This window comes from Phenylobacterium sp. (assembly GCF_004297125.1).
Taxonomy (GTDB): domain Bacteria; phylum Pseudomonadota; class Alphaproteobacteria; order Caulobacterales; family Caulobacteraceae; genus Phenylobacterium.
Genome location: NZ_SCVD01000027.1, coordinates 26568 through 39983, shown reverse-complemented (window position 1 = coordinate 39983; position 13416 = coordinate 26568). Strand labels below are relative to the sequence as shown.

General features: G+C 69.6%; 14 protein-coding genes. 6 read left to right on the top strand and 8 right to left on the bottom strand.

The genetic code is table 11. The features are described from left to right. From EPO51_RS20095 to EPO51_RS20075, 5 genes are all read right to left on the bottom strand, one after another. The coding region (locus EPO51_RS20095; RefSeq protein WP_293353902.1) for a TonB-dependent receptor plug domain-containing protein at positions 1–2784 on the bottom strand (2784 nt) is incomplete at its 3' end. 225 nt (positions 2785–3009) lie between these two features. Next, a complete protein-coding gene (locus tag EPO51_RS20090; RefSeq protein WP_293353900.1) occupies positions 3010–3342 on the bottom strand; it encodes an ArsR/SmtB family transcription factor in 333 nt (110 codons plus the stop codon). Next, the gene (locus EPO51_RS20085) at positions 3342–3698 is read right to left on the bottom strand and encodes an ArsR/SmtB family transcription factor (RefSeq protein WP_293353898.1); all 357 of its coding nucleotides are present in this window, start codon (positions 3696–3698) and stop codon (positions 3342–3344) included. The genes EPO51_RS20090 and EPO51_RS20085 overlap by 1 nt, the downstream gene beginning before the upstream one ends. After that, a complete protein-coding gene (locus EPO51_RS20080; protein ID WP_293353896.1) occupies positions 3695–4618 on the bottom strand; it encodes a LysR family transcriptional regulator in 924 nt (307 codons plus the stop codon). The genes EPO51_RS20085 and EPO51_RS20080 overlap by 4 nt, the downstream gene beginning before the upstream one ends. A gap of 28 nt (positions 4619–4646) precedes the next feature. After that, a complete protein-coding gene (locus EPO51_RS20075) occupies positions 4647–5141 on the bottom strand; it encodes a hypothetical protein (protein ID WP_293353894.1) in 495 nt (164 codons plus the stop codon). Positions 5142–5306: 165 nt separating this feature from the next. Between EPO51_RS20075 and EPO51_RS20070 the strand changes: the two genes are divergently transcribed. After that, the gene (locus tag EPO51_RS20070; RefSeq protein WP_293353892.1) at positions 5307–6161 is read left to right on the top strand and encodes an AraC family transcriptional regulator; all 855 of its coding nucleotides are present in this window, start codon (positions 5307–5309) and stop codon (positions 6159–6161) included. Here the strand turns inward: EPO51_RS20070 and EPO51_RS20065 are convergent. Beyond that, on the bottom strand, positions 6158–6976 hold the full coding sequence (locus EPO51_RS20065) for an ABC transporter permease (RefSeq protein ID WP_293353890.1): 819 nt from the start codon (positions 6974–6976) through the stop codon (positions 6158–6160). The two genes, EPO51_RS20070 and EPO51_RS20065, sit on opposite strands and share 4 nt — an antisense overlap. Positions 6977–7192: 216 nt before the next feature. Between EPO51_RS20065 and gcrA the strand changes: the two genes are divergently transcribed. The 3 genes from gcrA to EPO51_RS20050 all read left to right on the top strand — a co-directional run bounded on the left by gcrA (position 7193) and on the right by EPO51_RS20050 (position 9524). Next, complete coding sequence (gene gcrA, locus EPO51_RS20060; RefSeq protein WP_293353888.1) at positions 7193–7699, top strand: cell cycle sigma 70 cofactor GcrA; 507 nt, start codon at positions 7193–7195, stop codon at positions 7697–7699. Positions 7700–7831: 132 nt separating this feature from the next. Continuing rightward, positions 7832–9277 carry an exodeoxyribonuclease VII large subunit gene (gene xseA / locus EPO51_RS20055; RefSeq protein WP_293353886.1) on the top strand — a complete coding sequence of 482 codons (1446 nt, stop codon included), beginning with the start codon at positions 7832–7834 and terminating at the stop codon, positions 9275–9277. Positions 9278–9305: 28 nt separating this feature from the next. Then, positions 9306–9524, top strand: coding sequence for a DUF2093 domain-containing protein (locus EPO51_RS20050; RefSeq protein ID WP_293353884.1), 219 nt, complete (start codon positions 9306–9308; stop codon positions 9522–9524). On the opposite strand, the gene EPO51_RS20045 is transcribed toward EPO51_RS20050, so the two are convergent. Further along, the gene (locus tag EPO51_RS20045) at positions 9521–10435 is read right to left on the bottom strand and encodes a lysophospholipid acyltransferase family protein (RefSeq protein WP_293353882.1); all 915 of its coding nucleotides are present in this window, start codon (positions 10433–10435) and stop codon (positions 9521–9523) included. The genes EPO51_RS20050 and EPO51_RS20045 overlap by 4 nt on opposite strands. A gap of 104 nt (positions 10436–10539) precedes the next feature. Here EPO51_RS20045 and EPO51_RS20040 point away from each other — a divergent pair, with 104 nt between their 5' ends. Then, entirely contained in the window at positions 10540–10935 is a 396-nt protein-coding gene (locus EPO51_RS20040) for a helix-turn-helix domain-containing protein (RefSeq protein ID WP_293353880.1), read from the top strand. A gap of 31 nt (positions 10936–10966) precedes the next feature. Beyond that, a complete protein-coding gene (hisN, locus tag EPO51_RS20035; RefSeq protein WP_293353879.1) occupies positions 10967–11776 on the top strand; it encodes a histidinol-phosphatase in 810 nt (269 codons plus the stop codon). On the opposite strand, the gene EPO51_RS20030 is transcribed toward hisN, so the two are convergent. Next, positions 11777–13411: an alpha/beta fold hydrolase gene (locus EPO51_RS20030; protein ID WP_293353877.1), complete on the bottom strand. Its 1635-nt coding sequence runs from the start codon at positions 13409–13411 to the stop codon at positions 11777–11779. Between the last annotated feature and the right edge of the window lie 5 nt (positions 13412–13416).

Here is a 13416-nt window from a genome sequence, read left to right as displayed (position 1 = left end):
GTTGAAGTGGCGCCATTGCAGGCTGAGCGAGAAGTCCTTGAACCAGTCGCCGTATTCGAACGGCGTGGTCCAGGTCAGGCGAGCCTTGTGACGCCATTCCGGGTTCGGCGAGGACAGACCACCCGACACCGAGCAGATGTTGCCGTAGTAGCCGGCGCAGTCGAAGGCCGGGTCGCCCGGCAGGCTCTGGACGGCCAGTTCGTCGAGCCAGGTGCCGACGAAGCTGATGCTGACGCCGCCCATGTTCCCGAGGCCGAGGTTCTCGAGGTCGGTGCGGTAGCTGGCGTTGACGTCGATGCCCTTGGTGCTCAACGAACCCGTGTTCAGCGTCGTATCCTGGACGTAGCCCTGGTTCGACAGCCACAGCGAGCCCTGGCCGTCGCGGTGGACTAGGTTGCAGAAGAAGGGATCCAGGGTGTTGACGCAGCGGGTGATGATGGTGTCGGCGCCGATGCCGGAGATGAAGTCCTTCACCTTGATGTCGAACCAGTCGACCGAGACGTTGAAGCCCGGCAGGAACGACGGCTGGTAGACCACGCCCAAGGTGTAGGTGTCGGCGGTTTCCGGATCCAGGTTGGGGTTTCCGCCCAGAAGCCCGTTGTACTGGTTGGCGGTGTTCTTCTCGATCGCCAGGACCTGGGCGGTGGTCAGGCCGAAGGCCTGGGCGCAGCGGGCGACCAGCGGGCTGGAAGCCGCCAGGCCGGCGCAGGGGTCCTGCGTGCCGTCGAGCACGACGTTCTGCTGCGCGAAGAGCTCGAGGACGTGCGGGGCGCGAACGGCGCGGTTGTAGCCGCCGCGGATGCGGACTCCGTCGACGGGCTCCCAATCGCCGGCGATCTTGTAGGTCTCGGTGGTGCCGATGGAGGTGTAGTCCGAGTAGCGGAAAGCCAGTTCCATCGTCAGGTTCTTGGCGAAGGCCATGTCCTGCACGATCGGGATGCGGGTTTCCGCAAAGAGCTCGTATACGTCGAACGAGCCGTTCACCGGCGGGGCCGCGCCGCCCGAGCCGTTCAGGTCGCCCGAGGACGAGATGAAGTCGGCGGCGAAATCCATGGTTTCCCGGCGATACTCCGCGCCCATGGACAGGCCCAGGCCGTCATTGGCCCACGGCGACTTGACACCGTACTCGGTGAGGTCGCCACCGATGTTGAAGTTCACCACCCGCTCGAACAGGTTGCCGGCGATGGTGGAGGGGGTTTCCAGATAGTCGAGCGCCTCCTGGGTCACGCCGCCGAGCTGGAAGATGTTGTAGGGCACGCAGGCCAGGTCGGTCTGGTTCACGACCGAGGCGCAGGTGGGCTTGCCGTTCACCATGACGACGTTGAGCGCGTTGTTGATGCCCGTCGTACGGAAGAAGCCCGTCGAGACCTGGCTGAACGACACGCGGCCGTACTGCATGGCGAAGTCGTAGTTCCAGTTGTCGTTCAGGTCGCCGCGGACGCCCACGACGTAGCGGTACTGCTGGTGCTGCATCCGCCCCTGACGGCCCCCGCCCTCGACGTTCCGGCGCGCGACCGTGCCGGTCCAAAGGGCGTTGGGTTGACTGGCGCAGGTCCCGCCGCCGTTCGCGGCGGTGAAGGCCATGCGCGAGCGCTGTTGATCCGACAGGAACGGGTTGGCGCAGTTGATCGAGAAGGTGCCGGCGAAGATGCCGCCCGCCGCGATCTGGAACGTGGAGGAGTCGTCCATGAACATCAGATCGGCGTAGGCCGTGGCCCACTCGTTGATCTCGTAGTTGGCGAAGGCGCCCAGGACGTAGCGGTCGTCGGGACGCTGGTAGTAGTTGTCCGGACCGAAGTTGAAGACGTCGCGGGCGCCGTCCTGGTCGCGGAACGTGTTGCCCGGGCCGGTGATGTCGACGATCTGCGGCGGGATGAAGGAACCGCCGGGCCCGGACGTGTTCCCCGCCGGGTTCCCGACGCGTGCGGGGAAGGCGGTGCCCGAACCGCCGCAGCCGGCGGCGGCGAAGGTGTCGCCCGAGTTCAGCGTGCAGGCCGAGAAGTCGCGGTTGCCCTGCAGGATCGGCTCGACGTGGCGGTAGCCGGCGTAGGCGGTGACGTTGCCCTTGCCGTCCGGCGAGTTGACGCCGATCACGAGGGTGACTTGCGAGCTTTCCCCGTCGCGCACGTTGTCCTTCGGCAGCTTGAAGAACTCGGGGTTGGCGGCGGTCGCCGCCTTGGCGCGGACCACGTCGGCGATCGGGCTGGAATTGTCGTGCTGGTAGATGCCGTACTGGGCGTCGATCCGCACGCCCTCGAAGTTCTTCGACATGATGAAGTTGACGACGCCGCCGACGGCGTCGGCGCCGTAAACGGCCGAGGCGCCGCCCGTCAGCACGTCGACGCGCTCGATCAGGGCCGAGGGGATGAAGTTGATGTCGGGGGCCAGGTTGGCGCCCGTGGTGTTCGGGGTGCCCGGCATCAGGCGGCGGCCGTCGATCAGGACCTGGGTGCGCGTCGGCCCGAGGCCGCGCAGGCTCACCGTCGCGGTGCCGGTGGAGCCGTTGGAGACCGACGAGCCCTGGGCCGCGAAGGCCTGCGGCAGGCTGTTGATCATGTCTTCGACCCGGGTCACGCCCGTGGCCTTGATTTCAGCGGCGCTCACGGCGGTCACCGGGCTGACGCTCTCCAGGTTCGGCGAGGGGATCCGGGTGCCGGTGACGACGACCTCGGACACCTCGTCGGCGCCGCCGGTCTGGGCCATCGCCGGGCCGGCGACGGCGATCGCCGCGCCGCAGATCATCGAAGACGCCAGAAGGCGCGCACGTACGGTAGGCTTGCTCACGATCAAAATCCCCTTCGCGCTGGCCGCCGACGAGGCGGCCCCGCTCCCCACAAGAAGGTTTCGGCCCACGAGACGGGGCCAGGTGAAGGCGAGTTACGTTTGCGTGACAAAAGGGGTCAATCGACCCGAAAGCAACGTGCGATGCGCTGGAAGCAACACGTCGGACATGAGAACGAAATATGCTGAGATACAGCAGTTTCCGGGTCGATCGACGCCGATCTTTTTCTATCGATGTGTTGTGATCGCCACAGGTTGCCCCGGTCCGGGCAATGTAATTGCCGCCGCGGTCAATGCCATGTCGAAGTAGCGGCGCAGGCGCGTCAGGGCTTCGGGCTGCACGACAGCCTGCCGCTGGCGCAGTTCGACGAGGCCGGCGGCGGCCAGGACGCCCAGGTGGTGGCTGATGTTCACGCGCGGCAGGCCCAGGCGGCGGGCGAGCTCGCCGGCGGAAGACGGCCCGGAGACCAGGCGTTCCAGCAGCCGGCGGCGGATCGGGTCGGCCAGCGCCCGGAGCAGCTCCGCCGGAGCCTCCGCCGCGAGGCTGGACCAAGGCTCCATCAGGCCGTACGCGAGCGTGGCTGCGGGTCCTCGGACCCCAGGGCATGGAGCCGCCGGGAGACGGCGAAGCGCTCGCGCAGCCACCCCTCGCCCACCGAGGCCTCGAACCACAGCCGGTCGAAATAGATGCGCAGTTGCGGCAGGGGTTCGATGGCGGCGACCAGCAGGCCGTCCTCCTCGCGGACCAGACCGGCTTCCTTCAGCACACGAACATGGTGCGAGACCGCCGGCCGCGTCACCGGCACCGCGGCGGCGAGGCTGCCGATCCGCGAAGGCCGGGCCAGGATGCGCTCGTAGAGGTCACGGCGGGTCGGATCGCCCAGGGCGTCCAGCGCCGCGCCAATGGGGTCGCTCATCCGCGCCACCCCGCGCGCAGCGGCGTCACCACCGTATCGGACTCGAGCGGCGTGGCCCTCAGCAGGCTGACGAAGCGCCGCAGCGCGGGGTTGTCGTGGTCGTTGCGCCAGGCGGCGGTCATCCGCAGGGATCCCGCCGCGCCCGGGAGGGGCGCGAAGGCGACGCTGGCGCGGGTCGACTGGGCCACGGACTGCGGGACGATGGCGTGGCCGACTCCGGCCGCCACCAGGCTGAGCACCCCGTCGTGCGAGGTCATCTGGACGCGGACGCCGGCCCGGGCCCCGCCGCGGTCGGCCACCAGCCGCTGGATGCGGCTCCAGTCGTCGCCGGCGGCGCAGAGCACAGGCGCGTGGCCCAGGGGTTCGTCGGGAGCTTCCAGGGAGCGGGCGATCAGCCAGGGCTCGGCCCACAGCGGCAGGCGGTCCAGGCCGGGCGGCGCGTCCTCCACATCGATCAGCACGGCATCGAGTTCGCGGTCGAGCACGGCGGCCACCAGCTCGGCGGCCGATCCGCCGCGCAGCTCCAGTTCCACGTCGCAGGCCGAGCGGCGGTAGGCCCGCAGCAGGGCTTCCGCCGGGCCGGCCGTCACCGGCCAGACGTGGCCGAGCCGCAGGCGGCCCACTTCGCCGCGCCCGGCGGCGCCGGCCCTCACAGCGGCCTTGGCCAGAAGATCCAGGGCGCGCTCGACCTCGGTCAGGAACCGCTCGCCCGCGCCAGTCGGCCGTGCGCCACCCGACGAGCGCTGGAACAGCGAGACGCCCAGCGCGTCCTCCAGTGCGAGCACGCGGCGCGAAAGGACCGAGGGGTTGACGCCCAGCACCTCGGAGGCGCGGCGGAAACCCAGGTGCTCGCGCACCATCAGCGCGGAACGCAGGGCGGCGATGTCCTGGGCTGCGGAGGCGTCGGCGCCGCGCTTCATCGCGCCCCTCCCACGAGACCGCGAAGGATCATCGGATCCTCGCCGGCCGTGCGGCCACCCCGGCGATGGCCAGCGCCACGCCGACGTGGGCCAGGACGTCGAACGCCGACCTCACCCCGTCCCACCTCGGGAAGACCTCGGGCCAGCGCAGCGGCAGGACACCCAGGTACATGACCGCGTAGAGGATCAAGCCGTAGAGCACGGCCGCGACCCAGGGCCGATCGACCACGAAGGCGATGCGGCGCGCCGGCAGAACATAGGCCGCGGCCATGCAGGTCGCGATGCCGAAGTGGGTCGCCAGGCCCAGCGCGATGATCCCGGGCCCGCCCTGCGCGGCTTCGCGGCCGATCCAGCCGCTGGCCACCGATCGCCAGGGGCTCGTGACGGGATTGCCGTTCGCGAGCGCCACGCCGCTGGCATAGAGGAGGTCGACCCCGCCGCCGGCGAGACCCGCCACCAAGATGCGCGAAAGCGTGTCCCGCCCCGATGGGGCGGCGATCGGCGAGGCGGCGGCGGCGGTCATGAGGGGTCCTCCAGCAACGACCGGACGTTGCCGTCGCCCCGCGTCGCGGGTCGCGCACGTTCCGAGGACTCAGAGCACGTTCCGATGATCGCGATCGACCGCTTGTCGCTTGGGCTTTGACTTCGTTGGGGTCTCGCGTTGCTCTTGCAGGCTCAGGCAGGATCCATGACCTACCCGTTCAAGTTCACCAGCGTCGAGCCGCCACGCCTGACCTTCGGTCGCCAGCGCCAATGGGGTCCGCTGGCGGCCATGGAAGTCCACGCGACGCCGGGCCGCTATCCCGGACAGGCCATGACCGACCACCGGGTGATCTTCTACCTCACGCCCGCGGTGCCGACGGACTGCAGCTGTGAAGGCGTCGGGCAGTATCGCGTCCAGAGCCCCTACGACTTCGATCTGGTCCCGGGCGGAGCCTCCGGGGTCTGGGAGGACCATGCGCCCTGCGACATGGTCTCGGTCCGCCTCGCGCCCAGTCTCCTGACCTCGACCGCCGAAGCGCTCGCGCTTCCGGGCGGCCGCGCGGAGCTCGCGCCGAAGATCGGGGGCCGCGACCCTCTGGTGGAACACGTCGTGCGCGCCCTGATGGCGGAACTCCAAGCGCCCGCCCCGGCCGGACGGATCTACGCCGACAGCCTGGCCACCGCGCTTACGACCCGCCTCCTGCAGAATTTCGCCGTCGTCGGCTTCGCCGGCCGCCAGACGCTGTCCAAGCCGCAGGTCCGCCGCATCGTGGAGTTCGTCGAGGCCAACCTGGACGGCGAACTGACGCTGAACCAGATCGCCGAGGTGGCCGGCATGAGCGTCCCGCACCTGACCACACTGTTCCGCCGGACCATGGGCCAGTCGGTGCATGCCTACGTCATGGAGCGCCGGGTCCAGCGCGCCCGCGCCCTGCTGCTGGAGCGAGGCATGACCATCGCCCAGGTGGCGCTGGAGACCGGCTTCGCCCACCAGAGCCACCTGGCGCGCTGGATGCGCCGCCTGCTGGGCGTGACCCCGTCGGATCTCCTACGGGCCTAGGTCTTGATCTTGTAGCCGGTCCTGAACATCCACAGGCACACCCAGCCCAAGCCCACCGTAAGGACCGCGGTCATCGCCGCGCCGATGGCGAGGTTGCTCTCGGCCTGGCCGGTGAACCCGTAACGGAACCCGTCGATCAGGTAGAAGAACGGGTTGAAGTGGCTGAACGAACGGAACGGCTCCGGCAGCCGCTCCACGAGGTAGAAGGTTCCCGACAGGAAGGTCATCGGCATGATGACGAAGTTGGTGACCGCCGCCATGTGGTCGAATTTCTCGGCCCACAGCCCCGCCATGATCCCGATGAAGCCCATGATAAAGGCCGCGCCGAGCCCGAAGTAGAGGATCGCCCAGGGCTGAGCGATCGGAAGGCGGGCGAACGGCAGCACGGCCGCCATGCTGACCACGCCTACCACGATACCGCGCGTCGCCGCCCCGCCGCCGAAGCCGACCACGTGCTCGCCCGGGGTCAACGGGGGGGTCATGAAGTCGCCCATCAGTCCGTTGAACTTGGCCTGCAGCAGCGACGACGAGGAGTTGGCGAAGGCGTTCGACAGGATCTGCATCATGATCAGGCCGGGGGCCACGAACGTGCCGTAGGCCACGCCATGCACCTCGCGCCCGCCGCCAACGGCCACCACGAACACCAGCATGTAGAGCAGCGCCGTCACCACCGGGGCGGCCAGGGTCTGCATGCCCACCTTGATGAAGCGCCGCACCTCCCGGACGTAGAGGGTCTTCAGCCCCTCCCAGTTGACGCCGTGATAGGCGCGCGGCTGCGGGGGAAGGACGACTTCGGCGATGGGCAGGTCTCGCATGGCCGAGATGTGCGCTGTGCGACGCCATGGCGCAAGGGCGCCCAATTCCGACTCAACATCTAGTTCCTGTGGATGATCGCCATGGCGCCTATTGTGGGTCTTAGGCATTTGTTTACTACTGATGGTGGTTGGTGAGGGGCGGATCTGCCCCACGCCACAAGATATTGATCCTGGCGGCGCGGAGCGGCCAGGCCCCTCTGGGTGGGAGGCGAGACCATGGGCTGGACTGACGAACGCGTGGAACTTCTCAAGAAGCTCTGGCAGGACGGCCTCTCGGCCAGTCAGATCGCCAAGCAGCTGGGCGGCGTCACCCGCAACGCGGTGATCGGCAAGGTGCACCGGCTGGGGCTTTCGGGCCGCGCCACGCCCTCGAAACCGCAACGCACGGTGTTCAAGGCGCCGCGTCCGGCCCGTCCGGCGCAGGCGTCGCCCTCGGCGCCGCGGCGGATCGCCGAACCCGTGTCCGCGGCCCATCCGGCCCCCGCGCCGGTGCGCTACGTGGACGAGACCCCGGGCACGGCCACCGTGCTGACCCTGGGCGCCCACATGTGCAAGTGGCCGATCGGCGACCCGTCGCTGGACACCTTCACCTTCTGCGGCCGCCGTTCGGAAGAGCACGGCCCCTACTGCAACGAACACGCCATGGTCGCCTACCAGCCGGCCCAGGCGAAGAAGAAGTCCGGCGCCGCCGAGCTCGCCAGGAGCCTGCGCCGCTACATCTGAGATCCGCTGGAGAGCGGTGCGACTATCCGTTGGGGATGGGGGGCGCGTCCGGAACCGAAGTGGCCAAGCGCTACCTCAGGTCCCGGATGCGCCCCTTTCTTTTTGGGCGCGCGCCCCTAGCTTCGTGACCGCATGACCGACGTCGCCCCGATTCCCGACGAGACCGGCAACGCCAAGGCCTATTCGGTCTCGGAGCTGGCGTTCGCGCTGAAGCGGACGCTGGAGGACGCCTATGGCTTCGTCCGGCTGCGGGGCGAGCTGTCGAAGGTCACGCACCACTCCAACGGCCACGTCTACCTGACCATCAAGGACGAGAAGGCGGCCATCGACGGCGTCGTCTGGAAGGGCAGCGTGCGGGGCCTGTCCGTGCGGCCCGAGCAGGGCCTGGAAGTGATCGTCACCGGCAAGATCACCACCTATCCGCAAGGCTCGCGCTACCAGATCGTCATCGAGAGCATGGAGGCCGCGGGCATTGGCGCCCTGCTGGCCCAGCTCGAGCGGCTGAAGCAGAAGCTGGCCGCCGAGGGGCTGTTCGAGCCGGCGCGGAAGCGCCCGCTCCCGTCGATGCCGGCCGTGGTGGGCGTGATCACCAGTCCGACCGGCGCGGTGATCCGCGACATCCTGCACCGCATCCGCGACCGCTGGCCGTGCCGGGTGATCGTCTGGCCGGTGGTGGTCCAGGGCGAGGCCGCCGCCGCCCAGGTCTGCGGCGCCATCCGGGGCTTCAACGCCATGACGCCGGACGGGCCGGTCCCGCGGCCGGACGTGCTGATCGTGGCGCGCGGCGGCGGCTCGGTGGAGGACCTCTGGGCCTTCAACGACGAGACCCTGGCCCGCACGGTGGCGGAGGGCGTGATCCCGCTGATCAGCGCCGTCGGGCACGAGACCGACACCACCCTGATCGACTTCGTCTCGGACCGCCGGGCGCCGACCCCCACGGCGGCCGCCGAGATGGCGACGCCGGTGCTGGCCGAGCTGAAGGCCCTGGTCTCGGACCTGGGCGCGCGGATGCACCGCTGCGGCGGGCGGGTGGTGGACGAGCGGCGGCGCAAGATCGAACACGCGGATCGGGCCCTGAAGCGCGTCCCTGACCTGGTCCGGCTGGCCGAGCAGCGGTTCGACATCGTCTCCGGCCGGCTGGGCGCCGGGCTGGCGAAGAACGCCGCGGCGCACGAGCGCGACCTGGTGCGGGTGGCCTCGCGGCTGTCGCCTCTCCTGCTGCAACGGCCGCAGCAGGTGCAGAAGGACCGGCTGGACCGCCTGGCCGTGCGGCTGGAGCCGACGATCCGGCGGCGGCTGGAACGGCTGTCCGAGCGGCTCGAGGGGCTTTCGAAGCTCTACGCCTCAGTCGATCCGGACCGGCCGCTGCAGCGCGGGTTCGCCCGAGTGGCGCGGGCGGACGGATCCCTGGTCCATGCCGGGGCGCAGCTCGCGAGCGGCGAGGAGGTGGCCATCACCTTCGGCGACAAGGTCACGCGCCAGGCGGTGATCGAGGGGGCCGGCGGCGCGCCCCTGGCCCCGAAACCGGCGAAATCGAAGCCGAAAGCCGACGGTCCCCCGCAGGGCGACCTGTTCTGAACGGCTTCGGCGCGCTAAATAGCGGCCCATGAACGCCCACGACCGTAACCTCGGCGCGAATGACCTGGCCAAGCTGCACTACGGCGACGGCGACTACGCCGTGCTGCGCCCGGGCCGCTACGTGCTATGCGCGCTCACCGGCCAAAAGATCCCGCTGGAGCAGCTCCGCTACTGGAGCGCCGAGCTGCAGGAGGCCTACGCCGGGCCGGCGGAGGCCCTGAAGCGCTGGCAGGAGAGCCGGGGCTAGCCCTTCCGGTATTCCTCGTTCGGCCAGCGGCGATGCACCCAGAACCACTCGGTGGGGCGCGCGCGGACGCGGTCCTCAATGAAGGCGTTGATCCGCCGCACCCCCGCCTCGATGTCGGCCTCCCGGTCGCCGGTGTCCTCCAGGCGGATCTGGTCGTGGACGATGAGCTTGAAACGGGCCCCCGGACCGACCCGCTGGACGCTCATCGGCTGGAGCGGGATGCCGAAGCGCAGGGCGAAGGTCGCCGGGCCCGGCGCAGTGTGCGCCATATGGCCGAACAGGGGCGCGGCGACGCCGCCATTGAATTTCTGGTCGTTCATCAGAGCCACGGATTCGCCACGCTGAAGCCCCTTCATCAGCTCGCGCGCGCCTTCCAGCCCCTTGGGAGCGAAGAGGCGGACGCCGTAGCGGAAGCGGTTCTTCCGCACGCTGGCGTCGACGTATGGGTTGTTCATGGCGCGGTACGTGATCTGGCACTTCACGCCGGCCTTGATGATCGCGGCGGCCATGAGCTCGAAACAAGAGAAATGGCCCGAGATGAAGACGACAGGCCCCTCGCCTGCGGCGATTGCGCCCAGCCGGGCTTCACCCTCCACCTGCAAGCGGCCTGTGTCGGCTACCACACGGTCGAGCACCAGAAACTCGGCTAGCGACCTTCCCAATTCAATCCATTGGGCCCTAAGGATTCGCTTGATTTCGGTATCGTCAGCGTCGGGAAACGCGATACGCAGATTGCGTTCCGCGACCCGGTTCGCCCGGGTCAATGGTCCCAGGCCGCAGAACAGCGATCCGCCGAAATTTGAAACAGAATCAACCGGAAATAGGCGCGCGAGCCCCGATATGGCGTCAAATAGCGCCGCTTCGAGCATCCAAATGAATTTAGACACGTATGATTGGTTAACTGCGGCCATCCAGTCTTCCTAGGCTTGGTCGCTCGCATTCGGCAATGGAGGCGGCTGGCGTGCGAATTGCGATGTCTCAACCACGGAGTCCCGAACCGGGACGAAGGGAAATCATGGTCGGGGATTCCATGGACGAGATCGACATCCACCTTGGCCGGCGCCTGCGTCGCCGCCGCCGCCTCCTGGGTCTGACCCAGCAGGAACTGGCGCATGCCTGCGGAGTCCGTTTCCAGCAGATCCAGAAGTACGAGTGCGCGGCCAACCGCATGTCGGCGGCCCGCCTGTGGCAACTGGCCGAGGTGCTGGAAGTGCCCGTCAGCTACTTCTACGAGGGCCTGACCCGCGACCAGCGCGAAAGCCTGGAACGCGACAAGGCGTCGTCCTCGACGGAGACCCTGGCCAGCAAGGAAACCCAGGACCTCATCCACGCCTACTACCAGCTCGGCGAACGGCCCCGCCGCCGCCTGCTGGACCTCGCCAAGGCGATGAACGGCGAGATCGAGGCTTAAGTCCAAGCCTGTTGCGGAGTAAGCGAGGGCCATGACCCTCGCCCCCGCCCGCCTTGAAGAGCTCGACGCGTTCCTGATCGAGCTGAACCGCGCCGCCGCCGGAGCCATCCTCCCCTTGTTCCGCGGCGAGCACGGCCTTTCCAACAAGTACGAGGCGGGGTTCGACCCCGTCACCGAGGCGGACAGGGGCGGCGAGCGCGCCATCCGCGCCCTCATCGCCGCGCGCTATCCCGACCATGGCGTCATCGGCGAGGAGTACGGCGAGGATCGGCCCGACGCGGAGTTCGTCTGGGTCCTGGACCCCGTCGACGGCACCCGGGCGTTCATCGCCGGCCTGCCCCTCTGGACCACCCTGATCGGCCTGCGCTTCCAGGGCCGGCCCGTATTGGGTTCGATCGGCCAGTCCTACCTTGGCGAGATCTACATCGGGCATGCCGGCGGCTCCCGGCTGGTGACCGCGGGCGGCTCGAAACCGCTGCAGGTCCGGGCCTGTCCCGAATTGGCGGACGCCATCATCGCCACCACCGACCCGGAGGGGTGCTTCAAAGGCGCCGAACTGGGCGCGTGGACCCAGGTGCGAGCCGCCGCGCGGCTCGCGCGTCTGGGCTGCGACGCCTACGCCTACGCCATGGTGGCGGCGGGCACGATGGACATGGTGATCGAGGCCGGGCTCAAGAGCTGGGACATCGAGGCGGCGATCCCGCTGATCGCGGGCGCCGGGGGGCTCACCACCGACTGGCGGGGCGAGCCCGTGGGACAGCAAGGCGGGCAGATCGTCATCGCGGGCGACCGCGCCTGCCTGGACCAGGCGCTGGTCACCCTTAGGCGGTCCGCCGCCTGACTACTTCTTCGCGACCGGCGCCTTCTTGGCCGCCGGCTTGGCGGCGGGCTTCTTCGCAGCCGGCGTCTTGGCCGCGGCGGGTTTCGCCGCAGGCTTGGCGGCCGGCGTCGTTGCGGGCTTCGCCGTGGCCTTGGGGGCCGGCTTGGCGACCGCGGCCTTTGCGGCGGGCTTGGCGGCAGGCTTCGCCGCGGGCTTCGGAGCCGCCGCCTTCGCGGGAGCCTTGGCCTTCGGCGCGGCCTTCGCAGCGGCCGGCTTGGCGGCGGGCTTGGCGGCGGGCTTCGAAGCCGCGGGTTTCACGAGTGCGGGCTTGGCGGCCGCCTTGGGCGCCGCGACCTTGGCCGGGGCCGCCGCAGGCTTGGCGGGCTTGGCCGCCTTGGCCGGAGCCTTCTTGGCCCCGACGGGCTTGGCCGCGGGCTTTGCGGCGGCCGGAGCCTTCGGCGCGGCGGCCGGTTTGGCCGCGGCCTTCTTGGGAGCGGCCGTCTTCTTGACGGCAGGCTTCTTCACCGCCGCCGGCGCCTTGGCGGGCGCAGGCTTCGCCGCGACCGGCGCGGGGGTGGCCGCCGCCGGAGCGGGCGCGGGCGCGGGCGTCGGAGCCGGCGCGGGCTTCGGCGCGGCGGCGACCGGAGCCGGGGCGGGAGCAGGCGCCGCGGCGGGGGCCGGGGCGGCCTTGGGGGCTTCGGCGGGCTTCGGCGCGGCCTTGCCGGTGAGCGCGTCGAACACTCGCAGGAAGATGTTACGCATGTCGTCCGTCTCCATAAGGATCTCGTGGTAGGCGCCAGGCACGGTGATCAGGCGCCCTTGGGGGAGGTTGCGGGCCGCAGCGGCCTGCGCAGAATTGTCGACCAGCTTGTCTTCCGCGGCGGAGACTATGTCCACCGGCACGGTCACGCCGCGAAGGCGCTCAGGTTTGGCGAGCAGGGTGGTGGCCTTCAGCGCGAAGTCCAGCCAGCCGTAGGTCGGGCTGCCCAACGCCAGGTCGGGATTGGCGCGGACCTGCGCCCGGTGACGGGCGAAACGCCGCGCGTCATGGGTCAGCGCATTGCCTTCGAAGGTGTCGTCGAACGGCTTGCCAGCCTGGCCCCGGGCGTACCTTCCAGCGCGACCGAACGTCAGGTTCAGCCAGGTCATCACGACGGCCACGGCGGGGGCGACATTGCCGAACTGGAGGCCCAGCATGGGCGCCGACAGCACCGCGCCCGCGAAACGCTTCTCGCCGCTGGCCATGGCCAGCAGGGTCAGGCAACCACCCATGGAATGGCCCACCGCGATCCACGGCTTGGGAAGGCGCGCCTCGTAGGCGTTCAGCAGGTTGCGGAAATCCTCGAGGAACGCCTTGTAGCCCTTGGCGTGGCCCTTCAGGCGGTCCGGCAGCTCGCGCGCGGACAATCCCTGCCCGCGCCAGTCGTGCGCCAGCACCACGAAGCCGCGCTCCATGAAATCGCCGATGGTCTCGAAATACTTCTCGATCGGTTCGGTGCGTCCACCGGACAGCACCACCGACCCGCGCGGGCGACCCGGCGGAGTGAACAGCGCCGCGCGCAGTTTCACGCCGCCGGCGCCGACGTACCAGGCGGCCTCCGCGCCGGGTGGGATCGGGTCTTCCGGAACATCGATGAGGGGGGCGGGCTCGAACATGGCGA